This window comes from Streptomyces sp. NBC_01296 (genome assembly GCF_035984415.1).
Lineage (GTDB): Bacteria > Actinomycetota > Actinomycetes > Streptomycetales > Streptomycetaceae > Streptomyces.
Genome location: NZ_CP130720.1, coordinates 3,327,295 through 3,351,122, shown reverse-complemented (window position 1 = coordinate 3,351,122; position 23,828 = coordinate 3,327,295). Strand labels below are relative to the sequence as shown.

Here is a 23,828-nt window from a genome sequence, read left to right as displayed (position 1 = left end):
CGGCCGGGTCAGTTCAGCAGCGCCCTCGCGGACAGGGCCTCGCTCCGGATCCGGGCCGCGGCCGGCGGATCGATCGCGTCGACCACCTCGGCGTAGGACTCCATCTCGGCCGCGCCGGAGGCGAACTCCCCCCGTTCCACCAAGAGCTTGGCCCGCTCGTACCGCAACGACGCCGGATGCGACGGCAACAGCAGCGACAGGTCCAGCGCCCACAGCGCGGCCCCCGAGTGCTCGGGCCGGGCCGAGGCCCACGCCCTGATGTTGTTCAGGATCCGCAGGACGATGTCCAGCGTCCGGGCCGGCGTACGCGGCTGCGCGGCCAGCTCCGCCGGACCGGCGCCCAGCGAGGCGCCCCCGGCGAACGGGTCGACCACCAGGCCCTCGTCCGGGTCCCCGAACCCCACCACGAAGTGCCCCGGCAGCCCCAGCCCGTACACCGGCGCACCCGCCCGCCGCGCGACCTCCAGCCAGACGACGGACAGGAGGATCGGCAGGCCCCGGCGCCGCCGCAGCACCTCGTGGAGCAGCGAGGACGACAGCCGGTCGTAGTCCGCGGGGGTGCCGTGGAAGCCCATCCGGCCGCCCAGCAGCTCGGAGACCGCCGAGGCCCACGCCTTCCCGCCCCGCAGTCCGTACGGCAGCATCCCCGCCAGCCGGTCCAGCTCGATCTGCGCCCAGTCCATGGCCCGTTCGTCCAGCTCCGGGTCCGCCTCCGCGGCGAGCAGCAGGCACAGCAGCGCCAGGTCGGGCCGCTCCGAGCGGGCCTCCTGCGCGAACCGCTCCCGGGATTCCGCGCTCATCGCGCCGCCCGGAAGTGGTGGTAGGCGTGGTGCGTCGCGAAGCCCAGGCCGTCGTACAGCGCCCGCGCCCCCGCGTTGTCCGCCTCCACCTGCAGCCACGCCGCCGACGCGCCCTCCTCCAGTGCCTGCCGGGCCAGCACCGCCATCACCGCCGTGCCCAGGCCCGCGCGCCGGTGCGCCGGGTCGACCTCGACCGCCGCGAAGCCGGCCCACCGGCCGTCCACCACCAGCCGCCCGATCGCCCGTCCGGGCAGCGTCGCGAACCACACCGACGGCCCCGCGACGAGCACCCGCCGGGCCACCTCCGGGTCCTTGACCCGCCCGTACCGCCCGAGCCACTCCTCGTCCGGGGCGCGGGTCAGCCGTACCTCCGGGCCGGTGGCGGCGGTGTCCACGTCCGCGATCGGCGCCAGCGCCGCGATCCGGACCTCCGCCGACACCTCGTTCACCCAGCCCCGGCGCTCGAGCTCCGCGCCCAGCAGCTCCTGGGTGCCGACCGCCCCCGTCGCCGTCTGCACATACGCCGGAAGCTCACGTTCCGCGTACCAGGACGTCACTCGCGCGAGTGCTTCGTCCAGCGGGACCCCGGGGTCGCCGAGCGGCAGCACGGAGTTGGCCCGCCGGGTGAACCCGCCGGCCGCCCGCAGCGTCCATTCGCCCAGCGGCTCGCTCTCCAGCGGCTGCCAGGCCCGCGCCCCGGTCCGCGCCAGCTCCGCGAACGAGGCCGCGGGACCCCGTCGCCGGGCCGGGGCCGGCGGTACGATCTTGCCCGCGACCAGCATCGATTCCGCGATGTGGACGGACTCGCCGCTCTTTCGTGTGATCGTCAGCACACCCTGGTTCCAGGATGTGAGAACACCTACCGTGTCGGTGAACGACGGTGACCCGCTCGAGCCGCTCTCCACCCGTCGTACAGAGACACGTTTACCCACGTCAGCCGGGGTAATACGGATCTCCAGCAGCCCACCGGCAGTGATTTCCACAGCTCTGTCCGCCCCTCCTGTTCGGATCGTGCCCGGGAACGGAGATACTAGGCGTGGGCATCGACGACGCCGCGCTCCCGCGCGATATGGAAAGCCCTACCGAGGAGGAACGAGAGCGTGACCTACGTCATCGCGGAGCCTTGTGTCGACGTCAAGGACAAGGCATGCATCGAAGAGTGCCCCGTCGACTGCATCTACGAGGGCCAGCGGTCCTTGTACATCCACCCGGACGAGTGCGTCGACTGTGGTGCGTGTGAGCCGGTCTGCCCGGTCGAGGCCATCTTCTACGAGGACGACACTCCGGAAGAGTGGAAGGACTACTACAAGGCGAACGTCGAGTTCTTCGACGAGCTCGGTTCGCCCGGTGGTGCCTCCAAGCTGGGCCTGATCGAGCGCGATCACCCCTTCATCGCCGCGCTGCCGCCCATGGGCGAAGGCCACTGACGGCCACTGCCCCACACGGCAGAACGCGTGCTTCGGTCCCGTACGGCCCCCGTGCCGCGCGGGACCGAGTCGTTTGTCCGGCACGTCCAGCACGTCCAGTACGTCCAGCACCAGTAGAGAGCAGAGAACACCGTGGCCGCAGTATCCGCACGTCTTCCCGCCTTCCCCTGGGACAAGCTGGAGCCGTACAAGAAGACGGCGGCGGCCCACCCGGACGGCATCGTCGACCTGTCCGTCGGCACGCCCGTGGACCCGGTCCCGCAGCTGATCCAGGACGCCCTGGTCGCCGCCGCCGACTCCCCGGGCTACCCCACGGTGTGGGGAACCGTCGCGCTGCGCGACGCGATCACCGGCTGGCTGCAGGGCCGCCTCGGCGCGAGCGCCGCCGGACACCGCAACGTCCTGCCGGTCGTCGGCTCCAAGGAACTGGTGGCCTGGCTGCCGACCCAGCTGGGCCTGGGCGCCGGGGACAAGGTCGCGTACCCGCGGCTCGCGTACCCCACGTACGAGGTCGGCGCGCGGCTGTGCGGCGCCGAGGCCGTCGTCTACGACGACCCGAGGGACCTCGACCCGGCCGGCGTGAAGCTGCTGTGGCTCAATTCCCCGTCCAACCCCACCGGGAAGGTCATCCCGAAGGAAGACCTGATCCGGATCGTGGCCTGGGCGCGCGAGCACGGGATCCTGCTCTTCAGCGACGAGTGCTACCTGGAGCTCGGCTGGGAGGCCGAGCCCGTCTCCGTCCTGCACGACGACGTCTGCGGCGGCTCGTACGAGGGCATCGTCGCCGTCCACTCCCTCTCCAAGCGCTCCAACCTGGCGGGCTACCGGGCCGCGTTCCTCGCCGGTGACGCCGACGTGCTCGGCGAACTGCTGGAGATCCGCAAGCACGGCGGCATGATGACCCCGGCCCCGGTGCAGGCGGCCACGGTCGCCGCGCTCGGCGACGACGCGCACGTCGAGGAGCAGCGCGTGCGCTACGCGGCGCGGCGCGCGGCGCTGCGGGCGGCCCTGGAGGCGCACGGCTTCCGGGTCGAGCACAGCGAGGCCAGCCTGTACCTGTGGGTGACCCGGGACGAGGCCTGCTGGGAGACGGTCGCCCACCTCGCCGAGCTGGGCATCCTGGTCGCACCGGGCGACTTCTACGGCGAGGCGGGCGCGCAGTTCGTCCGCGTCGCCTTCACGGCCACGGACGAGCGCGTCGAGGCGGCGGTCAAGCGCCTCGCCTGATCCGGTGCCGGTGCCGGTGCCGGTGCCGCACCCCGCACACAGGCCGAGGGGCCGGGAGCGCGTGCTCCCGGCCCCTCGGCGTTCTTGCTCGCGGCGGATCAGCCGCCCAGGGGGAGGCCGCCCAGCGGCAGCCCCTGGGTGGGAACCGCGCTGGTGAGGTCGCCGGCCGGCACGGCGTCGGTCGGCAGGTTCCCGGTCGGCAGGCCCTTGGCCGGCAGCCCGCCGAGCAGGCCGCCCGCGGTCTTGGTGATCTCCGCGGGGGCGCCGGGCACGGCCTTGGCGGCGGTGTCCGTCGCGGTGGTGGCAGCGGCCTCACCGGTGCCGACCACGTCGCCCGCGGCGTCCGCGGCGTCCGGGCTGGTGAGGGCGCCCAGCTGCGGCACGGACTCCAGGCCCGCGGCGCTGGCCGCGCCGGCCGCACCGACCACGGGAGCTGCCCCGGCTGCGAGCAGCAGCGCGGTACGGGCGATCCGGCGGGTCAGGGGGAGGGACATGATGCTCCTAAGCGGTAGCGGCTGAGTACGCCGTGTACAACCGCTCAGGGGGCGGGTGGAGTTGCGGAGCCACCGGGTAAAGGATCAGTAACGCATCGTTTAATCGGCTTCCGCGAAAAGCCCATGAATGCGCGCCGACCAGGGCTTCCGTCCTTCCGGGGGCGGATCGGGCCGCCCGCCGGGCACCCCCGTACGGGGGACGTCTCGCACGCGCGACCGCGCCGCGGATCGGCGTGTCAGCGGGCCGCGGCTGCCCGCCGGCACCGGCAACGGCACCGGCTCAGCGGGCGACGAAGATCCGTACCTCGTCGCGCTCGGCGCCGTAGGGATCGCCGGCGGCCGACTTCCCGCCCTGGACGCCCTTCTGCTGCCACTTGCCCTTGGCCTCGCCCGCCACCCAGCCGTCCCGGCCGTACGAGACGCGCACGATGCCCATTCCCCGGGAGTTGGCCACCGCCCAGCCCGCCATCGCCTTGCTGCCGCGCGCCGCGGACGCGCCCCCGTCCTGCTTCTCGACGAAGGTCACCTCGGCCTCCTTGACCTCCCGGCCCGCGTCCGGAGTCCGGCGCGGCTCCGCGGGAGCGGAGTGCAGCTTGTCCTTGGCGAAGATCCGGGTGAGCTCCGTCCGCACCTTCTCCGGGTCGCCCGGCGCGGTGGGCGCGGGCCCGCCGCACGTCAGCTCGCCGTCACCGGCGAAGGCGGCCGTCAGGACGGTCGCGTCCGGCTCGTGCTTCGCGTACGCCTGGGGGAAGCCGCTGAGCTGCACCTGCTGCGCGGCCTCCGTCAGCGGGAGCCGCGAGTACCCCTTGACCGCGACGAGGCGCTCGTAGAAGATCCCGGCCGAGTACACCGGGTCCATGATCTGCTGCTCGGTGCCCCAGCCCATCGAGGGCCGCTGCTGGAACAGACCCAGCGAATCCCGGTCGCCGTGGGGCAGGTTGCGCAGCCCGGACTCCTGCATCGCGGTCGCCAGCGCGATGGTCACGGCCCGGTCCGGCAGGCCCTTGGCCACGCCGACCGCGGCTATCGTCGCCGCGTTGCCCGCCTGCTCGGGGGTCATGTCGACGAGGGTCGGATTCGTCCGGAGGGAGGCCGTGCAGTGCGGGGCGCCGCCACCGCCGTTCGTCGAGTCGTACTGCACGGCGAAGTAGCCGATCAGCGCGAGCAGCACGAATGCACCGGCGACTTTGAGCAGCGGCCGGCGGCGAGGGCGGGGGTGATCGCTCTTGGACACGCCGCCCACCGTACTTGAGCCATGTGCCGCGTCCACCGGCCGGACGTGGGACGTTCGTCGCAGCCCGGGGCGTTAGGGTCAGAGCCATGTCCGAATCCGAGCTCGACCTCACCCTGGACGCCGCCGAGCTGACCGCCCGGCTCGTCGACATCCCGTCCGTGAGCGGCGACGAAAAGGTCCTCGCCGACCTGGTGGAACACGCGCTGCGCGCCCTGCCGCACCTCACGGTCGACCGGTACGGGAACAACGTCGTGGCCCGCACGAACCTCGGCAGGGCCGAGCGCGTCGTGCTCGCCGGCCACCTCGACACGGTGCCGATCGCCGACAACGTCCCGTCCCGCCTGGACGAGAACGACGTCCTGTGGGGTTGCGGAACCACCGACATGAAGTCCGGCGTCGCCGTACAGCTGCGCATCGCCGCGACCGTGCCCGAGCCCAACCGCGACCTCACCTTCGTCTTCTACGACCAGGAGGAGGTCGCCGCCGACCTCAACGGCCTGGGCAAGGTCGCCGGGGCCCACCCCGACTGGCTGACCGGCGACTTCGCGGTCCTGCTGGAGCCGTCGAACGCCGAGGTCGAGGGCGGCTGCCAGGGCACCCTGCGCGTCCTGCTCCGCACGACCGGCGAGCGCGCCCACTCCGCGCGCAGCTGGATGGGCTCCAACGCCATCCACGCGGCAGCCCCGATTCTCGCCAAACTCGCGGCGTACGAGCCCCGCAAGCCCGTCATCGACGGCCTCGAGTACCACGAGGGCCTGAACGCGGTCCGTATCGAGGGCGGCGTCGCCAACAACGTCATCCCCGACGCCTGCACGGTGACGGTCAACTTCCGCTTCGCCCCCGACCGCAGCATGGACGAGGCGATCGCCCACGTCCGGGAGGTCTTCGCGGACTGCGGCGTCGACGAGTTCGTGATCGACGACTTCTCGGGCGGCGCCCTCCCGGGCCTCTCCCACCCCGCCGCGGCGGCGTTCATGGAGGCCGTCGGCGGCCGCGCCATGCCGAAGTTCGGCTGGACGGACGTGTCCCGCTTCAGCGCCCTCGGCGTCCCGGCCGTGAACTACGGCCCGGGCGACGCCCTGCTGGCCCACAAGGTGGACGAACGGGTGGAGACGAAGGCGATCCTCCACTGCGAAGAACGACTCCGCGCCTGGCTGACCACCTGAATTCCGCTGCTCGTCACCTTTGTGCGCCTACCCTGATCCAACGATCAGCAGGAGGGAGCACATCATGGGCAACCCCGAAGGCAACGCTCGTCGTCGGCCCGAGGAGCAGCAGCTCGGGCCGGTGCTGCGCAGGCGGAGCCAGGTGCAGGCGGGCAGTACGACGGACCAGCGGCTGCTGGATTCGGCCGGGCCTTCCGAGTGGGTGCACACCGATCCCTGGCGGGTCCTGCGCATCCAGTCGGAGTTCATCGAGGGCTTCGGCACGCTGGCGGAGCTGCCGCCGGCGATCAGCGTGTTCGGCTCGGCCCGTACGCCCGCCGGCTCGCCGGAGTACGAGGCCGGCGTGCAGATCGGCAGCGCGCTCGTCGAGGCGGGCTTCGCGGTGATCACGGGCGGCGGCCCGGGAGCGATGGAGGCGGCCAACAAGGGCGCCCGGGAGGCCAACGGCGTCTCCGTGGGCCTGGGCATCGAGCTGCCCTTCGAGCAGGGGCTCAACCAGCACGTGGACCTCGGGCTGAACTTCCGGTACTTCTTCGTCCGCAAGACGATGTTCGTGAAGTACAGCCAGGGCTTCGTGGTGCTGCCGGGCGGACTCGGCACGCTGGACGAGCTGTTCGAGGCCCTGACCCTGGTCCAGACCCAGAAGATCACCCGGTTCCCGATCGTGCTGTTCGGGTCGGAGTACTGGTCCGGCCTGGTCGACTGGCTCAAGAACACGGTGATCGCGCAGGGCAAGGCCTCGGAGCGCGACCTCTACCTCTTCCACGTCACGGACGACGTGGACGAGGCGATCGCGCTCGTCACCAAGGAAGTCGGCAAGTAGCCCCTGCCGCTACACGAGCCCCCGGCGGGTGACCGCCGGGGGTCTCCGGCCGTCGGGCCGTGTGGCTCAGGCCAGTCCGCGGCGGGCGACCGCCGGGGGTCGGTGGCCCTGGATGGACGCCACCATGTCCAGGATCTGCCGGGTCTCCGCGACCTCGTGGACGCGGTAGACCTGGGCGCCGAGCCAGGCCGAGACGGCCGTCGTGGCCAGGGTGCCCAACAGGCGCTCCTTGACCGGCTTGTCGAGGGTCTCGCCGACGAAGTCCTTGTTGGACAGCGAGACCAGCACCGGCCAGCCGGTGTCCGTCATCTCGCCCAGGCGGCGGGTGGCCTCCAGCGAGTGCCGGGTGTTCTTCCCGAAGTCGTGGCCCGGGTCGATCATGATCGCGTCCCGGCGCACGCCGAGTGCGGCGGCGCGTTCGGCAAGTCCGACCGTGACGCGCAGGATGTCCGCCACCACGTCGTCGTACGTCGTCCGGTGCGGCCGGGTGCGCGGCTCGACCCCGCCCGCGTGGGTGCAGACCAGGCCGACGTCGTGCCGGGCGGCGACCTCCGCCAGCTTCGGGTCCACGCCGCCCCAGGCGTCGTTCAGGAGGTCGGCCCCGGCTTCGCAGACCGCCTCGCCGACCTCGTGCCGCCAGGTGTCGACGCTGATCACCACGTCCGGGTGGCGGCGCCGTACCTCCGCCACGAAGCCGACCGTGCGCCGGGCCTCCTCGGCCGCGTCCACGTGCTCGCCCGGGCCCGCCTTGACCCCGCCGATGTCGATGATCGCGGCGCCCTCGGCGACCGCCTGCTCGACCCGGTCCAGCGCGGGCTCGTCGCGGAACGTCGCGCCCTGGTCGTAGAAGGAGTCCGGAGTACGGTTCACGATGGCCATGATCACCGGCTCGTGGGTGTCGAACTCGCGCCTGCCCAGTCGCAGCATCCCGTTCTTTCCTCCTCCGGCGGCCCTCGCGCCTCGCTGCGACCTTAACCTGGTGGCCGGTGGCCCGATGTCTCTCAGGGAGTTGCTCGTGTTCTGGTTCTTGCTGATCGCGCTGGTCGTGGTCGTCGCGGCGGTCACCCTGGCCGTGGTGGGCGGTGGTTCCGAGGCCGTGCTGCCGGAGGCGGAGCCGGACCGGGTGGCCGACGCGCTGCCGGAGAGCCGCCCGGTCGTACGGGCCGACATCGACGCGCTGCGGCTTCCGGTCGCACCCCGCGGGTACCGGATGGCCGAGGTGGACGACGTACTGGAGCGGCTCGCCGCGGAGCTCGCCGAGCGGGACGCGCGGATCGCGGAGCTGACGGCTGCGGCCGCGCACAGCCGCGCGCAGGCGCAGGGCGGCGCGGTCGACCTGCACAAGGAGGAGCAGTGACGGCCGTCGCGGGTCCGGACGGGGGCCTGCGCTGCCCCTGGGCGCTGGCCACCGAGGACTACCTCGCGTACCACGACACGGAGTGGGGCCGCGCGGTGCACGGGGACGACGCCCTGTACGAGCGGCTGTGCCTGGAGGCCTTCCAGTCCGGGCTGTCCTGGCTGACGATCCTGCGGCGGCGGGAGGGCTTCCGTAAGGCCTTCGCGGGGTTCGTGATCGCCGAGGTCGCGGAGTTCGGCGCGGCCGACGCGCAGCGGCTGCTCGCGGACGAGGGGATCATCCGCAACCGGGCCAAGATCGAGGCCACGCTCGCCAACGCGAAGGTCCTGGCGGGGTGGGAGCCGGGCGAGCTGGACGAGCTGATCTGGTCGCACGCGCCGGAGCCGGGCCGCCCGGCCCCCGCGACGATCTCCGAGGTCCCGGCGGTGACGCCCGAGTCCACGGCCCTGTCCAAGGCCCTGAAGAAGGCCGGGATCCGCTTCGTCGGCCCCACGACGGCCTACGCCCTGATGCAGGCCTGCGGGCTGGTCAACGACCACCTGGCCGCCTGCACCGCCCGTACCCCCGCCTGAGCCGAGCGGCGGCGGGGGCGGGCGGCACCCGGGGGTGCCGGGCTCAGCGGCCCAGGTACTTCGGCGGCTGCTTGGCGAGGAAGGCCTCGACGGCGATGGAGTGGTCCTCGGAGGCACCCGCGCGGGCCTGCAGGGTGTCCTCGTGGGACAGGGCCTCCGCCAGCGAGCGGTCGGCCCCGTAGGCCAGGGACTCCTTCAGGGCCGCGTAGGCCACCGTCGGGCCGGCCGCCAGGGTGCGGGCCACCGCCTCGGCCTCGGCGTGCAGGGAGTCCGAGGGCACCAGGCGGTTCACGATGCCGAGCTCGTACGCCTCCTGCGCCTTCACGGAGCGGGGGAAGAGCAGCAGGTCGGAGGCCCGGGAGGCGCCGATCAGGCGGGGGAGGGTCCAGGAGACGCCCGAGTCCGCGGTGAGCGCCACCCCCGCGAAGGAGGTGTTGAAGGAGGCCGTGTCGGCGACGACCCGGAAGTCCGCCGCCAGCGCGAAGCCGAAGCCCGCTCCGGCCGCGACGCCGTTGACGCCCGCCACCACCGGCTTGGGCATCTCGGTCAGGGCGCGCACGATCGGGTTGTAGTGGTCCGCGACCGTGCTCATGGTCAGCGTGGACCCGTTCTTGCGGTCCGCCGCCAGGTTCCCGATGTGCTCCTTGAGGTCCTGGCCGACGCAGAACGCCCGGTTGCCGGCCGCGGTCAGCAGCACCGCCCGGACGGCCGTGTCCGCGGCCGCCGCCTGGACCGCGTCGCGGAGCGCCACCTTGGCCTCGGTGTTCATCGCGTTCATGGCGTCGGGACGGTTGATCGTGATTTTTGCGAGTCCGTCGGTCACTTCGTAGAGCACGCTGTCGGCCATGGCAGGGGGTCCCCCTTCGTCGCGGGCTTGGCTACCGGCCGGTACCGGCCGGTGCAAGGGCCAGCATGGCGGACCGGACCGTCCCGGGGCATGTGATGTGCGTCAAAGAAAGCGGAGGGCGAACGCCGGGTGCGGCGGCGAAGTATCGCAGGCACGTCCCCGAAATGAGTGGTTTTGGCCGAGCGCGTTGCGCAAGCGTTCCCTGCCGATGTTGGTCATCGGGTCCTGACATGCGGGATAATGGCCAAGAAGCAATGTGTTCGATGCCGGGTTCCAGGCGCCTGAATGGGGCCGTCGGCTGACGATGAGCTGGTTTCAGGAAGGGGAACGAGCATGGCGGCCATGAAGCCGCGGACGGGCGACGGCCCGCTCGAGGTCACCAAGGAGGGGCGGGGCATCGTCATGCGCGTACCGCTCGAGGGCGGCGGTCGGCTTGTCGTCGAGCTGACTCCGGACGAGGCGGACGCCCTGGGTGACGCCCTGAAGAAGGTCGTCGGCTAACCAGTCGGCAGCACCGCGCACCATCTGCATTCTCGTAATCTCTGCGCTGCCCCGTCCGCTCCCCGCGGCCGGGGCAGCGTTGTGTCGTGTCCGGGGACCTCGTCCCGAACTGATCCCCTGCGCCTCGCGGAGCCGGCCGTGACCTTCTCCCCGCCCGCGCCGCCGCCCTTCGCGGACTGCACTCCCCGCCAGAAGGCCGCCCGCGTGGTCTCCGACGGACTGGCGCCGGCGAACACGGTCGTCGCCCTGCTGTTGCTCATCGGGTGGCACGGCAGTGCGTCGTGGACCGGTCTCGGCTGGGGCCTGCTCGCCGCCCTGTTCTGCGGTGTGGTCCCGGTCGGGATCATCACCTTCGGCGTCCGGCGCTGCTCGTCTTCGGGCCGCGGGTGCTCCCGGCGGCCCTGATCGCCGTCGCCGTCGCCTGGTCCCGGCTGGTCCTGCGGGCTCACACCCCGGCGCAACTCCTCGCCGGCACGGCGCTGGGCGGCACGTCGGCGCTCACCTTCCTGCTCCTGAGCTGAGCCGGGTCCCGCCGAGCCGTACCGGCACTCAGCGCCGGACCGCGCACAGCAGCCCGTCGCCCACCGGGAGCAGGGCCGCCTCCAGGGCCGGGCTCTCCCGGACGCTGCGCAGCAGCTCCCGTACCCGCATCACCTCGATCTGCTGCGCCGCCGAGTCGACGGTGCGGCCGTCGGAGAAGACCCCCTCGAAGCACACCAGCCCGCCGGGGCGCAGCAGGCGCAACGATTCGGCGAGGTAGTCGAGGGACTCGGACGGGTCCCCGTCGCAGAAGACGAGGTCGTACCCGCCGTCGGCGAGCCGGGGGAGTACGTCGAGTGCGCGGCCGGGGATGAACCGGGCGCGGTTGCCCGCGAAGCCGGCGGCCCGGAAGGCCTGGCGGGCGAAGGCCTGCCGGTCGGCCTCGGGATCCACGGTGGTCAGCACCCCGTCGGCGCGCATGCCGTGGAGGAGGTGGATGCCGGAGACGCCGGTGCCGGTGCCGATCTCGGCGACCGCCTTGGCGTCCGCCGTGGCGGCGAGCAGGCGCAGCGCGGCCCCGGTGCCCGGGGAGACGGAGCGAAGGCCCGCTTCCCTGGCCCGGTCGCGGGCCCACCGCAGAGCGTCGTCCTCGGCGACAAACGCGTCGGCGAACGCCCAGCTCGTCTGCCGGTTGCCGGTAATGACCCTCTCCTGTCCCCATAGTTGGCGCAACGGTGACTGTATCCGTTGACGTCGGGAACCCGCAGATGGGACCGGGCGTTGAAGAAAACAGCGGCGGAAAGGCCCAGCGAGGCAAAAGGGGCGTAAGGGCGGGGCGCAGCCGGGATAGATGGGGACGGCACCGGGCAGAACGACGGCCCGGCGTGTCGAAGGTACGTGCAAAGTTACTGCAAAAACACTTATCCGGAGCTGACGGGAGGGGTGGCTATGGTAGGGACTCCACTGGACACCACCAGAGCCGATAGGGGAGGTGCGGCTGCGCCTGTGGATCGTGGAGGCGTACTGAGACGCCTCTTCTGGTCGGCGGGTGAGCCGAAATCCGTGACCAACATCGCTGACCGCTTCCACACCGCTGCCACCGCAACCACCGCGACCTTTGCCGCCGATGCGGGCACCCAGGCGTGGACCCCTCCTTCATGGGAGGAGATCGTCAGCACGCACAGTGCGCGGGTCTACCGCCTTGCCTACCGTCTGACGGGCAACCAGCACGACGCCGAGGACCTGACGCAGGAGGTCTTCGTCCGCGTCTTCCGCTCGCTGTCCACGTACACGCCGGGAACGTTCGAGGGCTGGCTGCACCGGATCACCACCAACCTGTTCCTGGACATGGTCCGCCGCAAGCAGCGGATCCGCTTCGACGCCCTCGGCGACGACGCCGCCGAGCGGCTGCCGAGCCGTGAGCCGTCCCCGCAGCAGGTCCTCCACGACACCCACTTCGACGCGGACGTGCAGCAGGCGCTGGACACCCTTGCGCCCGAGTTCCGTGCGGCCGTGGTGCTCTGCGACATCGAGGGCCTCTCGTACGAGGAGATCGCCGCGACGCTGGGCGTGAAGCTCGGCACCGTCCGCAGCCGTATCCACCGGGGCCGTTCGCATCTGCGCAAGGCGCTCAAGCACCGGTCTCCCGAGGCCCGTGCCGAGCAGCGGGCGCTGGCGGGAGTGGCGGTGGGCGCGCCGGGCGCCGGGGGAGAGGGCGGAGCCGAGTGAGCGGAGTCAGTCCGTCTCCTGCCGAGCAGCACCTGGGCGACCGCCTCGCCGCGCTGGTCGACGGGGAGCTGAGTCATGACGCGCGCGAGCGGGTCCTGGCGCATCTGGCCACGTGTGCCAAGTGCAAGGCCGAGGCCGATGCGCAGCGCCGTGTGAAGAGCCTGTTCGTGGAGAGCGCACCGCCGCCGCTGTCGGCCGGGCTCCTGGCCCGGTTGCAGGGGCTGCCGGGCGACGGCCCCGACGGGCCGTCCGGTCCGCCGGGTCCGCAGAGCCCGCCGGGCGCGGAGCTCTTCGGGTACGTGCCCCCGGCCGCACCGCAGCAGGGCTTCCGCATCCACGAGGTGGGGCGTCCGCGCCGCCGCTTCGCGTTCGTGGCAGCCGGGGCCGTCTCGCTGGCCGCGATCGCGCTGGGCGGTTCGCTGCCGGTCGACACCCTCGAGCCGAACGTGCGGGGCGAGGCCCCGGCGACGCGGCCCGGTCCCGCGGTCTCGGTGGCCGATGCGGTGGTCCGGGACCGGTCGCCGAGCCCCGGGTTCGTCGCCGGCCCACGCCCCACGGGCCCGCTGCCACCGGTCCACCCCTCGATCTCCGCCTCACCCCGCCCGGTCTCCCTGACCCGCTGACACCCGGGGCGGCGGGGGCCCGGGAACCGGGGGTGTGGCCCCCGGGGGGCGGGGGACCTGGTTGAATCTGCGGCAGATGCGCCGCCCGGCGGTGCTACAGGTACCCTCCCCCAGGCTCCGCCGGGGGGACCCCCAGGGGGAGCGCCCATGGCCGACCAGCAGCAGTCCGACACGGCTCCCTCGTGGTGGAGCCGCCCTTCCGCCCCGGCGGCAGCGGCCGGGGCGGAGACCGGCCACGCGGCCGAGCCGGGCGCAGGCTCCGATCCGGCGGCCGAGCCCGCGCCACAGGCGACGGTGCCGGGGCCGCGGTACGACCCGTGGGGCGAGCGGCCGCTCCAGGTCGCCGATCAGGGGAAGGCGCCGGGCGGGCGCGGCATCCGGCTGCGGCACGCCGTGGCCCTCAGCCTCGGCACCGCCCTCCTCGCCGGCGGCATCGGCGGCTGGCTCGGCGTCCTCGCCGAACGGCAGAGCAGCACCCGCCTCGAACTCCCGCAGGCCGCCGTCGAGAGCAAGGGCCGGGCCCCCGAGAGCGTGGCCGGCATCGCCGCCACCGCACTGCCCGGCGTCGTGACCCTGCACGTCCGCGGCTCCGGCGGCAGCGGCACCGGAACCGGGTTCGTCCTCGACCAGCAGGGCCACATCCTCACCAACAACCACGTCGTTTCCGACGCCAAGGACATAACGGTCACCTTCAGCACCGGCGAGAGCGTCACCGCCGAACTGGTCGGCCGGGACAGCGGCTACGACCTGGCCGTCGTCAAGGTCGAAGGCGTACGGGGCCTGCAGCCGCTCTCCCTCGGGAACTCCGAGAACGTGAAGGTCGGCGACCCGGTGGTGGCCATCGGCGCGCCGTTCGACCTCTCCAACACCGTCACCGCCGGCATCATCAGCGCCACCGGCCGGCCCATCACCGCAGGCGGCGACAAGGGCGACGGCAGCGACATCAGCTACGTCGACGCCCTCCAGACCGACGCCCCCATCAACCCCGGCAACTCCGGCGGCCCGCTCCTCGACGCCAAGGCCCGCGTGATCGGGATCAACAGCGCGATCCGGGGGGCCGACAAGGGGGATCCCGAAAAGCAGAGCGGCAGCATCGGGCTCGGCTTCGCCATCCCGGTCAACCAGGGCAAGCGCGTCGCCGAGGAGCTCATCCGCACCGGCCACGCCACGCATCCCGTCATCGGCGTCACCCTCGACATGGAGTACACCGGCGACGGGGCCCGCGTCGCCGCCAAGGGCGAAGGCGGCAAGCCGGCCGTCACCGCAGACGGCCCCGGCGCCCGCGCCGGGATCCAGGGCGGCGACGTGATCACCAAGGTGGACGGGGTCCGCGTACACGGCGGCGACGAGCTCGTCATCAAGATCCGGGCCCACCGCCCGGGCGATCCGCTCACCCTGACCGTGCTGCGCGACGGCAGCGAGCGCACCTTGGAACTGGTCCTCGGTTCGGCGAACGGATCATGACCATACGGAGAATCCGAGGCCGATGGCGCACCGATGTATGGGCCCGCCGACAAGGCCGGGTACCGTGTGTCGTGGCCCGAAGTGAAGAGAGCCGAGGAGCGGCAAGGTGTTCAACGACATAGGCGCACTCGAGCTGGTCACGATCGTGGTGCTGGCCATCCTCGTCTTCGGCCCGGACAAGCTGCCCAAGGTGATCCAGGACGTCACCGGGGTCATCCGGAAGATCCGGGCGTTCTCCGACAGTGCGAAGCAGGACATCCGGTCGGAACTCGGTCCCGAGTTCAAGGACTTCGAGTTCGAGGACCTGAACCCGAAGACGTTCATCCGCAAGCAGCTGACCGAGAACGAGGATCTTGCGGAGATCCGCAGCACCTTCGATCTCCGCAAGGAGCTGAACGACGTCACCGACGCCGTGAACAGCAGGGACACGGCCCCCGCCCCGGCCGCCGCCGGCACTTCCGCCGCGCCCGCCGCCACCGGCCCGGACCTGCTCAAGAAGCCCGCCGCCCCGGCCGTCGACCAGCGCACCCCGTACGACGCCGACGCCACCTAGGTCGTGGCCCGGGGCCGGTAAGACACCCCCTGATTCGAGCCTTCCCCGGTGATCCGGGGTCCGGTGGCTATCCTCCATGAGTCCGGACCCAGGACGCCCCAGGGTGGGGGTCCCCCCGACGACACGTGGGGGAGGGCGCGTTCCGGACCCCACGGAACGAGAGGCCGCATCGATGGAGACGACGAGCAGTAGCCGGGTAGGGGTGCAGCCCGCCGAGGCGCCCGCTCCCGCTGCCGCACCAGCAGAACCGGCCGCACCGGCGGAGCCCGCGGCTGCATCCCCGCAGTCCGCCCCCGCGCACCCCCAGGAGGCCGCGGCGCCCGTCCCGACGGCCCGCCGGACGGCCGAGGGGTTCCTGGCCGCGGACTTCCCCTGGTACGGGCTGGACGGGGCCTTCACCGGCCCCCGCTGGCTCATGCAGGTGGGCACCGGCGCCGACGGCACCGTCGAGCACGGTTCCACCGGCCACGGCGACGAGCCCTCCGCGCGCGGGGAGCTCGCCACCGGCGAGAAGGAGCGCTTCGCGGTGGTCGTCACCGTCGCGAGCAACCCGCTGCGCCGCAGCAGCGACGGCACCGGCGTCCTGGAGGCCACCTCGGTCTCCTCGGCGGCCTGGCTGGCCGGCTCCGGGCTGCTGGCGTACAGCTGGCCCGGGCAGATGGACCACACCCTGCGCGACGACTGGCTCGACCAGCAGACCGAAGCCGCCTGGGAGCTCGCCGACGACCTCGGCGGCGAGGACTGGTCGACGCTCTCGCTCCCGGTCGACGGGGAGCCGACGCCGTTCCACTACCGCGAGTCCGAGTTCGGCTGGGTGCTCGCCGGATCGACGCGCGGTGGCGTGCACGTGGGCGCGTACGGGCGCGGGATGAGCGCGTACGGACTCGGCTTCTCGGTGATCGGCGATCTGGCCGCGTACGAGTAGACGGGTACGGGAAAGGGCACCGCCGGTCGGCGGTGCCCTTCGCGTCGTGCAGGTCAGAACTTGTTGCGCGGGGTGATGCCCAGGGACATGCCGGCCAGGCCGCGGGCGCGGCCGCCCAGCTTGCCCGCGATCGAGCGCAGCGCCGCACCGGCCGGGGAGTCCGGGTCCGACAGGACGACCGGCTTGCCCTCGTCGCCGCCCTCGCGCAGCCGTACGTCGATCGGGATGGAGCCGAGCACCGGGACCGTCGCGCCGACCGTCTTGGTGAGGCCGTCGGCGACCTTCTGGCCACCGCCCGAGCCGAACACGTCGACCATCTCGTCGCAGTGCGGGCACGGCAGCCCGGACATGTTCTCGACGACGCCGACGATCTTCTGGTGGGTCTGCACGGCGATCGAGCCGGCCCGCTCCGCGACCTCGGCCGCAGCCTGCTGCGGGGTGGTCACGACCAGGATCTCCGCGTTCGGCACCAGCTGGGCCACGGAGATCGCGATGTCGCCCGTACCCGGCGGCAGGTCCAGCAGCAGTACGTCCAGGTCGCCCCAGAACACGTCCGACAGGAACTGCTGGAGGGCCCGGTGCAGCATCGGACCGCGCCACACCACGGGCGCGTTGCCCGGGGTGAACATGCCGATGGAGATGACCTTCACGCCGTGCGCGGACGGCGGCATGATCATGTTCTCGACCTGGGTCGGGCGGCCGTCCACGCCCAGCATGCGCGGCACGCTGTGGCCGTAGATGTCCGCGTCCACGACGCCGACCTTCAGGCCGTCCGCGGCCATCGCCGCGGCCAGGTTCACCGTCACCGACGACTTGCCGACGCCGCCCTTGCCGGACGCGACCGCGTAGACGCGGGTCAGCGAGCCCGGCTTGGCGAAGGGCACCTCGCGCTCGGCGGTGCCGCCGCGCAGCGTGGCCGCCAGCTCCTTGCGCTGCTCGTCGCTCATCACGTCCAGCGTGACGGCGACCGATGTGACGCCGGCGACCCGCTCGACGGCCTCGGTGACGTTCTTGGTGATCGTCTCGCGCATGGGGCAGCCCGACACCGTGAGGTAGACCGTGACGGCGACCTCGCCGCCGTCGCCGATCTCCACCGATTTGACCATGCCGAGCTCGGTGATCGGCCGGTGGATCTCGGGGTCGTTCACCGTCGCCAGCGCGTCGAGGATCGCATCCTGCTCGGGCACGGCGGCGGAGCTTGTGTCGGTAGCCATGACCCGATGGTACGGCTCGGTAGCCTGCCTCAGGTAAGGCCGCTAGCGGTCGCCTTCGTCACTCTCCGCCGGGAATAGACGCCGCTCGTCCATCTCCTTGATCAGGTCCTGGAACTCCGACCGGATCCAGTCGCGGGTCGCGACCTCGCCCAGGCCCATCCGCAGCGCCGCGATCTCCCGGGTCAGGTACTCGGTGTCGGCGATGGAGCGCTCGTTCTGCTTGCGGTCCTGCTCCAGGTTGACCCGGTCCCGGTCGTCCTGCCGGTTCTGCGCCAGCAGGATCAGCGGGGCGGCGTACGAGGCCTGCAGCGACAGCATCAGCGTCAGGAAGATGAACGGGTACTCGTCGAACCTCAGGTGGTCCGGCGCGAAGATGTTCCACAGCACCCACAGGATGATGACCAGGGTCATCCAGACGATGAACCGGCCCGTGCCGAGGAACCGCGCCACCCGCTCCGACAGCCGTCCGAACGCCTCCGGGTCGTACACCGGAAGCAGCCGCCGCCTGTCCGCCCGGGGCTGGTCCAGCCGCGCCCGCGGCGACCGGGTCAGCGCGGTCGACCCGGTCGGGGAACCGGACGTCCTGGCCCGCAGCCGCTCGGCGACCTCCTCCTCCCGGCCCGTGAGCCCCTGCTCGCGCGCGGACTCGCGGGCGTGCTCGCGCGCCAGCTCCCGCCGTACGCGGATCTGCTCACGGCGCCGTTCGCGGGCCGGCTCACCCCGTCGCTCACCGGGCACCGGGCACCTCCTCGGCGTGGTAGTCCGTCTCCCGCCAGTCGTCCGGCAGCAGATGGTCCAGTACGTCGTCCACGGTCACCGCACCCAGCAGCGAACCGCTCTCGTCGACCACCGGTACCGCCACCATGTTGTAGGCGGCGAGATAGCTCGTCACCTGGGGCAGCGAGGCGTCCGGGCGCAGCGGCGGCAGGCCCGCGTCCACGATCGAGCTCACCAGCGTGAACGGGGGGTCCCGCAGCAGCCGCTGGAAGTGCACCGTGCCCAGGTACTTGCCCGTCGGCGTCTCGTCCGGCGGCCGGCACACGTACACCTGCGCGGCCAGCGCCGGCGACAGGTCCGCCTGCCGTACCCGGGCCAGCGCGTCCGCGACCGTCGCGTCCGGGCGCAGCACGATCGGCTCGGTGGTCATCAGACCGCCCGCGGTGTTCTCCTCGTACGACAGGAGCCGGCGCACGTCGGCCGCGTCGTCCGGCTGCATCAGCGTCAGCAGCCGCTCCTTGTCGTCCTCGGGGAGCTCCGAGAGCAGGTCCGCCGCGTCGTCCGGGTCCATCGCCTCCAGGACGTCGGCGGCGCGCTCCTCCTTCAGCTTGCCGAGGATCTCGACCTGCTCGTCCTCGGGCAGCTCCTCCATGACGTCCGCGAGGCGGTCGTCGTCGAGGGCGTTGGCCACCTCGGCGCGCCGCTTCGGCGTCAGGTGGTGCAGGACGTTCGCCACGTCGGCCGGGCGCATCTGCTCGAAGGTGGCCACCAGGCTCTCGGCGCCCTGGCCCTCCTCCTCCAGCGAGAAGCCCGTCACCGCCGACCACTCCACGGTCAGGGTCTCGCCGCGCCGGCGCAGCGCGCCGCCCTTGCCCTTGCGTACGAAGATCTTGTCGATCTCCCAGTCGCGGCGGGCCGGCAGCTGCTGGATGGCCACGTCGAGGACGGTGACCTCCTCGCCGGTGGTGCCCAGCGTCACCCGGCGGTCCAGCAGTTCACCGAGGACCAGCCGCTCGGTGGGCCGCTGCTCGAAGCGCCGCATGTTGACGACGCCGGTGGTGATGACCTGTCCGGACTCCACGCCCGTCACCCGGGTCATGGGGAGGAAGATCCGGCGCCGGCTGACCACCTCGACCACCAGGCCCAGCAGCCGCGGCGGACGGCCGCCGACGCGGAGCATCGCGACGAGGTCGCGGACGCGGCCGACCTGGTCGCCATTGGGGTCGAAAACGGGCACACCCGACAGATGCGAGACGAAGATCCGCGGGGCGCCACCAGCCATGCGAGCGCCTCCTAGAGCGTCGATCCTCAGTCCTGCCGCCCCTCAGGCTAGCCCGTGCCGCGGGAGACCGTCCTGGTGGGGCGGTCCGCCCGTGCGCAGCCGTGGGAGGCGGGTCGGCCGGGAGGACCGACCACCCGCCGGGCACGGTTGCTACGGGCGGGTACGCTGCCTGCTGCTCGAAGACGCACGACGAGAGGCACCTGCCCGTGACCGCCTACCTCCCCGCCGCACGGCTGCGCCGGGCGGCCTTCGTCGGTGTCCTGTTCGCGGGCCTGGCCGTCACCGGCGCGGGCTGCGGGGCGGACCCCGACGAGGGCACCAACGGGGTCGGCAAGCTCTCCGCCGACCAGATCGAGAGCAAGGCGAAGGCCGCGGCCGGCGCCGCCGACTCGGTCCACCTGTCCGGCACGCTCGTCAGCGGCGGCAAGTCCTTCACGCTCGACATGCGGCTCAAGAAGGACGGCGGCTCCGGCGAGGTGAAGTCGCAGGAGGACACCTTCCAGGTGCTGCGGGTCGGGGAGCAGCTCTACCTCAAGGCGAGCGCCGCCTTCTGGGGCAAGTCCGACTCGGCCGGCAAGCTCGGCGACAAGTACGTGAAGGTGCCCGAGAGCGACCCCACGTACAAGCAGTTCCGCGGGTTCACCGACATGCACGTGCTGCTCGACGGGCTGCTCGGACTCGACGGCAAGCTCGCCAAGGGCGACTACACCAAGGTCGGGCCCACCCGCGCGGTCCCGGTCACGGCGGACAAGGGCAAGGGCGGCAAGCTGTCGGTCTCCCTGGAGGGGACCCCGTACCCGCTGCGCCTCGAGCGGGCCGGCGGGGCGGGCCGGGTCGATCTCGTGGAGTGGGGCAAGGCCTTCCCGCTGGAGGCGCCCGCGCAGGACCAGACCGTCGACTACGGGTCCCAGATGCCGACGACCAAGGAGCAGAGCGGGGCGCCCGTCCCGGCCCCGAGCAAGGGCTCCGGCCAGGGCTCGAACCCGACGAAGTAGCAGAAGGAAAGGGAAGGGGGACCGGCCTTAGCGGGCCGCCTTCTTCCGCTTGAACAGCAGCTTCGGCAGGCCGGCCGGAATGGGCCGGCGGGTGACCGCGGGCGAGCCCAGCGGGGCCGTGGCCAGCGATCCGCCCGGCAGGTCGGTGCTCGCCGTCAGCGGCTCCAGCCGCAGCAGCCGGCACTCGCGCGCCCACCGCTCGGTCATCGCCTCCGAATCGGGCGCGTTCAGCCGCTTCCCCTTGAGCTCGGCGACCGCGGCCTGCCACTCCTCGCTGCGGGGCGCGAGCTCCCGTACGGTCGCGGTCCAGGCCACCAGCCGGCCGCCCTTGTCCTTGCTGCGCACGGTCACCTCGGCGGCCGCGCCGTCCGCGAGACCCGGGAACGGCTGCTCACCGGGACCGTCGCCCAGCACATGGGCCGCGCCGTCCACCCAGGCGTGCCACAGGGCCCGGTCGGCCCCGGAGCCGCGGACCCAGATCAGGCCGGACTTCTTGGTGGCCTCCTCGACGAGGGCCAGGTCGAGCGTGCTGAGAGTCATGCGCACCAGAGTAGGGGGTGCCCCAAGACACGCCCTAGAGCCAGCCGTGGCGGCGCAGGGCCCGGTGGATGGTGAAGCAGATGCCGACGATCGTGACCATCACCATCGGATAGCCGTAGCGCCACCGGAGCTCCGGCATGTGCTCGAAGTTCATCCCGTAGACCCCGCAGATCATCGTCGGGACGGCGATGATCGCCGCCCAGGAGGTGATCTTGCGCATGTCCTCGTTCTGGGCGACCGTCGCCTGGGCCAGGTTGGCCTGGAGGATCGAGTTCAGCAGTTCGTCGAAGCCGACGACCTGCTCGTGCACCCGCGCCAGGTGGTCGGCGACGTCGCGGAAGTACTTCTGGATGTCCGGGTCCACCAGCCGCATCGGGCGCTCGCTCAGCAGCTCCATCGGCCGCAGCAGCGGGGCGACGGCCCGCTTGAACTCCAGTACCTCGCGCTTGAGCTGGTAGATGCGGCCCGCGTCGCCGCCGCGCGCACTGCCCTTGGCGGGCGCGGCGAAGACCGCGCTCTCCACCTCGTCGATGTCGTCCTGGACGGCCGCCGCGACCGCGATGTACCCGTCCACGACGTGGTCGGCGATGGAGTGCAGGACCGAAGAGGGGCCCTTGGCCAGCAGCTCGGTGTCGTCCTGGAGCCGGTGGCGCAGACCCTTGAGGGAACCCTGGCCACCGTGCCGGACCGTGATGACGAAGTCCGGCCCGGTGAAGCACATCACCTCGCCGGTCTCCACCACCTCGCTGGTGGCGGTCAGTTCGGCGTGCTCCACGTAGTGGATCGTCTTGAAGACGGTGAACAGCGTGTCGTCGTAGCGCTCCAGCTTCGGCCGCTGGTGCGCGTGCACCGCGTCCTCCACGGCGAGCGGGTGCAGCCCGAAGGTGGCGGCGATCCCTGCGAACTCGGCCTCGGTCGGCTCGTGCAGGCCGATCCACGCGAAGCCGCCGCCCTCGCGGACCCGGGCCATCGCCTCACGCGGCGTCAGGCAGGCCGACCCCGACCTGCGCACGTCGCGCCGGCCGTCGCGGTACACGGCGCAGTCGACGACCGCGCTGCTCGCGGACGGGTCGCGGGTGGTGTCGTAGCCGGGCTGGGCCGGGGTGGACCTGCGCAGGGCCGGACGTACGGCGGCACGCAGGTAGGGCAGCATCGACATGGCAGGCTCCTTCGCACGCACGGCTGCGGACCGTACGGGTGGGAGGCCTTCCGTCGCCGCCGGCGGGCAGGGCCGGGCAGACGGAAGGAACAGGACGGGAGGACAAAGTTCTGCCGTCGCTCTTCGACTGATCAGATGATCAAACGGGCTGCAACTTGCCCGTACCGGGAGTGGAAGAGCGGTTGGTACTGCACGATCGACTTCGATCCATTGCAGCCCCACCTCCTCCGGCCGGTCCCCCGTGGAGGACGTCCTGTCGCCGGATGCCCCCGAAACTCCCCCGGCTCCGCTGGGAGATGCCCCCATGCGAGGGTGTGGCCCCGACCAGCGATCAACATTATCAGCCGACGGATGGTCAAGACCCGCCCTTTACCCGCCTCATACGAGTTCTATGCTCGCTTCATGGCAGAAATTCTGGCTCTCGTCGAAGCCCGGCTGCGCAGCGCACTCGGCGAACCCGACGCACGCGCCGCGGTCACCTTCCTCGGCACCGACCGCATCGAAGTGCTCCGCTTCGCCGAGGGCGACCTCGTGCGCTACGCGACCCTCGGCATGTCCGCGCATCCGATGGGCGATCCGACCGCCGTGGTCGCCGACCCGCTGCGCGGTCCGCGCGCCGAGCTCGTGCTGACCGTACGAGCGGGACTGGCGCCCACCGACAAGCTGCTGCGGCCCCTCGCGGTGCTGGGCGCCTCGCCGCAGGTGGAGGGACTGGTCGTGTCCCCCGGCGCCTCGCTCGACGTCGGCGGCCCGCTGTGGGACGGGGCGCCCTTCACCTCCGTCCTCGTCGCGGAGCCGGGCGGACTGGTCGAGGACCTGGAACTCGACGAGCCCATGGACCCCGTGCACTTCCTCCCCCTCCTGCCGATGACGGCGAACGAGGCCGCGTGGAAACGGGTGCACGGCGCGGCGGCCCTCCAGGAACGCTGGCTGTCGCACGGCACGGATCTGCGGGACCCTCTTCGTACCGCCGTGGCGCTGGACTGAGACATCCGGACGGGTGATCGTGTCTTGACGGGGCGCCGGGCGGGGAGGAGCGTGGCTTCTTATGAGGGGCGAACCAACTTGCCCGAAGTGCGGTGGCCGGGTCAGGGCGCCCGGGCTTTTCTCCGACTCGTGGCAGTGTGCGGTGCATGGCACGGTGCACCCCCTGCAGCCCGTCATCCCGCCCAGCGTCGAAGGCCTGGGCGTCGTGGTGAACCGGGCGAAGGTGCCGGTGTGGATGCCGTGGCCGCTGCCGGTGGGGTGGCTGTTCACCGGGGTGGCTGCGGCCGGTGACGACCGCAGCGGGGGCCGGGCGACGGCGGTGGCCTGCACGGGCCCCGGACCGCTCGGCGGGTTGGGGGAGCTGCTGCTGGTCGCCGAGGAGTTGGGGGTGGGCCTCGGCGCGCGGTACGCGGGCATCGACGGGCCCGACCCCGGTACCTACATCGACGTCTCGGCCCCGCCGCACGCCAAGGTCGTCGCGGCGGGCCGCCCGACACCGCTGTGGCACGTGAAGGGAGCCCCGGAGGACCGGGCCGTGTTCGCCGGCGAGGCGCGCGGACTGTGGCTGTGGGCCGTGGTCTGGCCGGAGCAGTCGGGCCTGCTGATGTACGACGAACTGGTGCTGACGGACCTGCGGGATGCGGGCGCCGAGGTCGAACTCCTCCCGTGCGGCGCCCTGAGCCCGCGCGTGCTGGGTCCGTAGCCGGACGCCC

28 protein-coding genes and 1 pseudogene are annotated in these 23,828 nt (G+C 72.3%); 17 read left to right on the top strand and 12 right to left on the bottom strand.

Annotated elements, in window-relative coordinates; genetic code table 11:
- Window positions 1-8 precede the first annotated feature (8 nt).
- Window positions 9-800 carry a transglutaminase family protein gene (locus OG299_RS14885; protein ID WP_266625802.1) on the bottom strand — a complete coding sequence of 264 codons (792 nt, stop codon included), beginning with the start codon at window positions 798-800 and terminating at the stop codon, window positions 9-11.
- Window positions 797-1,783, bottom strand: coding sequence for a GNAT family N-acetyltransferase (locus tag OG299_RS14880; protein ID WP_327361725.1), 987 nt, complete (start codon window positions 1,781-1,783; stop codon window positions 797-799). Before OG299_RS14880 ends, OG299_RS14885 begins: the two co-directional genes overlap by 4 nt.
- Window positions 1,784-1,900: 117 nt before the next feature.
- On the opposite strand from OG299_RS14880, the gene fdxA reads away from it, so the two are divergent.
- The gene (gene fdxA, locus OG299_RS14875) at window positions 1,901-2,227 is read left to right on the top strand and encodes a ferredoxin (RefSeq protein ID WP_030291119.1); all 327 of its coding nucleotides are present in this window, start codon (window positions 1,901-1,903) and stop codon (window positions 2,225-2,227) included.
- A gap of 132 nt (window positions 2,228-2,359) precedes the next feature.
- A complete protein-coding gene (gene dapC, locus OG299_RS14870) occupies window positions 2,360-3,454 on the top strand; it encodes a succinyldiaminopimelate transaminase (RefSeq protein ID WP_327361724.1) in 1,095 nt (364 codons plus the stop codon).
- A gap of 98 nt (window positions 3,455-3,552) precedes the next feature.
- Here the strand turns inward: dapC and OG299_RS14865 are convergent, their stop codons facing one another.
- Together OG299_RS14865 and OG299_RS14860 are read right to left on the bottom strand one after the other, a co-directional pair.
- Complete coding sequence (locus tag OG299_RS14865) at window positions 3,553-3,948, bottom strand: ATP-binding protein (protein WP_327361723.1); 396 nt, start codon at window positions 3,946-3,948, stop codon at window positions 3,553-3,555.
- 280 nt (window positions 3,949-4,228) lie between these two features.
- Window positions 4,229-5,182: a transglycosylase SLT domain-containing protein gene (locus tag OG299_RS14860; protein ID WP_327361722.1), complete on the bottom strand. Its 954-nt coding sequence runs from the start codon at window positions 5,180-5,182 to the stop codon at window positions 4,229-4,231.
- A gap of 86 nt (window positions 5,183-5,268) precedes the next feature.
- On the opposite strand from OG299_RS14860, the gene dapE reads away from it, so the two are divergent.
- Entirely contained in the window at window positions 5,269-6,348 is a 1,080-nt protein-coding gene (gene dapE / locus OG299_RS14855) for a succinyl-diaminopimelate desuccinylase (RefSeq protein ID WP_266625791.1), read from the top strand.
- A 64-nt stretch (window positions 6,349-6,412) separates the two neighbouring features.
- Window positions 6,413-7,171, top strand: coding sequence for an LOG family protein (locus OG299_RS14850; protein WP_266625789.1), 759 nt, complete (start codon window positions 6,413-6,415; stop codon window positions 7,169-7,171).
- Window positions 7,172-7,237: 66 nt separating this feature from the next.
- On the opposite strand, the gene folP is transcribed toward OG299_RS14850, so the two are convergent.
- A complete protein-coding gene (gene folP, locus OG299_RS14845; RefSeq protein WP_266625787.1) occupies window positions 7,238-8,098 on the bottom strand; it encodes a dihydropteroate synthase in 861 nt (286 codons plus the stop codon).
- Window positions 8,099-8,180: 82 nt separating this feature from the next.
- On the opposite strand from folP, the gene OG299_RS14840 reads away from it, so the two are divergent.
- A complete protein-coding gene (locus tag OG299_RS14840) occupies window positions 8,181-8,528 on the top strand; it encodes a DivIVA domain-containing protein (protein WP_266633247.1) in 348 nt (115 codons plus the stop codon).
- Entirely contained in the window at window positions 8,525-9,100 is a 576-nt protein-coding gene (locus OG299_RS14835) for a DNA-3-methyladenine glycosylase I (protein ID WP_327361721.1), read from the top strand. The genes OG299_RS14840 and OG299_RS14835 overlap by 4 nt, the downstream gene beginning before the upstream one ends.
- Window positions 9,101-9,143: 43 nt before the next feature.
- Here OG299_RS14835 and OG299_RS14830 read toward each other — a convergent pair whose 3' ends face one another.
- Window positions 9,144-9,947 carry a 2-cyclohexenylcarbonyl CoA isomerase gene (locus OG299_RS14830; protein ID WP_327361720.1) on the bottom strand — a complete coding sequence of 268 codons (804 nt, stop codon included), beginning with the start codon at window positions 9,945-9,947 and terminating at the stop codon, window positions 9,144-9,146.
- A 333-nt stretch (window positions 9,948-10,280) separates the two neighbouring features.
- Here OG299_RS14830 and OG299_RS14825 point away from each other — a divergent pair, with 333 nt between their 5' ends.
- The 3 genes from OG299_RS14825 (at window position 10,281) to OG299_RS14815 (ending at window position 10,969) form a co-directional block, all read left to right on the top strand.
- Window positions 10,281-10,448 (top strand): DUF3117 domain-containing protein, encoded by a 168-nt coding sequence (locus tag OG299_RS14825; RefSeq protein ID WP_003966491.1) that lies wholly within the window; start codon window positions 10,281-10,283, stop codon window positions 10,446-10,448.
- Window positions 10,449-10,586: 138 nt separating this feature from the next.
- Window positions 10,587-10,853, top strand: a complete 267-nt coding sequence (locus tag OG299_RS14820; protein WP_327361719.1) for a hypothetical protein — start codon at window positions 10,587-10,589, stop codon at window positions 10,851-10,853.
- A complete protein-coding gene (locus OG299_RS14815) occupies window positions 10,835-10,969 on the top strand; it encodes a phosphatase PAP2 family protein (RefSeq protein ID WP_266625781.1) in 135 nt (44 codons plus the stop codon). The genes OG299_RS14820 and OG299_RS14815 overlap by 19 nt, the downstream gene beginning before the upstream one ends.
- A 28-nt stretch (window positions 10,970-10,997) precedes the next feature.
- Here the strand turns inward: OG299_RS14815 and OG299_RS14810 are convergent, their stop codons facing one another.
- Window positions 10,998-11,660, bottom strand: coding sequence for an O-methyltransferase (locus OG299_RS14810; RefSeq protein WP_266625779.1), 663 nt, complete (start codon window positions 11,658-11,660; stop codon window positions 10,998-11,000).
- Between the two features lie 216 nt (window positions 11,661-11,876).
- Between OG299_RS14810 and sigE the strand changes: the two genes are divergently transcribed.
- The 5 genes and pseudogenes from sigE (at window position 11,877) to OG299_RS14785 (ending at window position 16,221) form a co-directional block, all read left to right on the top strand.
- A complete protein-coding gene (sigE, locus tag OG299_RS14805; RefSeq protein ID WP_266625777.1) occupies window positions 11,877-12,656 on the top strand; it encodes an RNA polymerase sigma factor SigE in 780 nt (259 codons plus the stop codon).
- Window positions 12,653-13,126 (top strand): annotated as a pseudogene (locus tag OG299_RS14800) (zf-HC2 domain-containing protein); the annotation flags it as partial. The gene sigE and the pseudogene OG299_RS14800, both read left to right, overlap by 4 nt.
- 300 nt (window positions 13,127-13,426) lie before the next feature.
- Entirely contained in the window at window positions 13,427-14,743 is a 1,317-nt protein-coding gene (locus OG299_RS14795) for a S1C family serine protease (protein ID WP_362634305.1), read from the top strand.
- Window positions 14,744-14,849: 106 nt separating this feature from the next.
- A complete protein-coding gene (locus OG299_RS14790; RefSeq protein ID WP_266625773.1) occupies window positions 14,850-15,296 on the top strand; it encodes a sec-independent translocase in 447 nt (148 codons plus the stop codon).
- Window positions 15,297-15,468: 172 nt separating this feature from the next.
- Window positions 15,469-16,221: a hypothetical protein gene (locus OG299_RS14785; RefSeq protein ID WP_266625771.1), complete on the top strand. Its 753-nt coding sequence runs from the start codon at window positions 15,469-15,471 to the stop codon at window positions 16,219-16,221.
- Window positions 16,222-16,274: 53 nt separating this feature from the next.
- Here OG299_RS14785 and OG299_RS14780 read toward each other — a convergent pair whose 3' ends face one another.
- From OG299_RS14780 to OG299_RS14770, 3 genes are all read right to left on the bottom strand, one after another.
- Window positions 16,275-17,435: an Mrp/NBP35 family ATP-binding protein gene (locus OG299_RS14780; protein ID WP_266625769.1), complete on the bottom strand. Its 1,161-nt coding sequence runs from the start codon at window positions 17,433-17,435 to the stop codon at window positions 16,275-16,277.
- Window positions 17,436-17,477: 42 nt separating this feature from the next.
- Window positions 17,478-18,029 (bottom strand): DUF1003 domain-containing protein, encoded by a 552-nt coding sequence (locus tag OG299_RS14775; RefSeq protein ID WP_266633243.1) that lies wholly within the window; start codon window positions 18,027-18,029, stop codon window positions 17,478-17,480.
- Window positions 18,030-18,162: 133 nt separating this feature from the next.
- A complete protein-coding gene (locus tag OG299_RS14770) occupies window positions 18,163-19,434 on the bottom strand; it encodes a magnesium transporter MgtE N-terminal domain-containing protein (protein WP_053784562.1) in 1,272 nt (423 codons plus the stop codon).
- Window positions 19,435-19,640: 206 nt separating this feature from the next.
- On the opposite strand from OG299_RS14770, the gene OG299_RS14765 reads away from it, so the two are divergent.
- Window positions 19,641-20,429, top strand: coding sequence for a hypothetical protein (locus OG299_RS14765; RefSeq protein WP_327361718.1), 789 nt, complete (start codon window positions 19,641-19,643; stop codon window positions 20,427-20,429).
- 27 nt (window positions 20,430-20,456) lie between these two features.
- On the opposite strand, the gene OG299_RS14760 is transcribed toward OG299_RS14765, so the two are convergent.
- Both OG299_RS14760 and OG299_RS14755 read right to left on the bottom strand, forming a co-directional pair.
- Window positions 20,457-20,969, bottom strand: a complete 513-nt coding sequence (locus tag OG299_RS14760) for a hypothetical protein (protein ID WP_266625764.1) — start codon at window positions 20,967-20,969, stop codon at window positions 20,457-20,459.
- A gap of 34 nt (window positions 20,970-21,003) precedes the next feature.
- Window positions 21,004-22,128, bottom strand: a complete 1,125-nt coding sequence (locus OG299_RS14755) for a magnesium and cobalt transport protein CorA (protein WP_266625762.1) — start codon at window positions 22,126-22,128, stop codon at window positions 21,004-21,006.
- A 402-nt stretch (window positions 22,129-22,530) separates the two neighbouring features.
- Here OG299_RS14755 and OG299_RS14750 point away from each other — a divergent pair, with 402 nt between their 5' ends.
- Complete coding sequence (locus OG299_RS14750) at window positions 22,531-23,115, top strand: suppressor of fused domain protein (protein ID WP_266625760.1); 585 nt, start codon at window positions 22,531-22,533, stop codon at window positions 23,113-23,115.
- A 61-nt stretch (window positions 23,116-23,176) separates the two neighbouring features.
- Window positions 23,177-23,818, top strand: a complete 642-nt coding sequence (locus OG299_RS14745) for a DUF6758 family protein (protein WP_266625758.1) — start codon at window positions 23,177-23,179, stop codon at window positions 23,816-23,818.
- Window positions 23,819-23,828 lie beyond the last annotated feature (10 nt).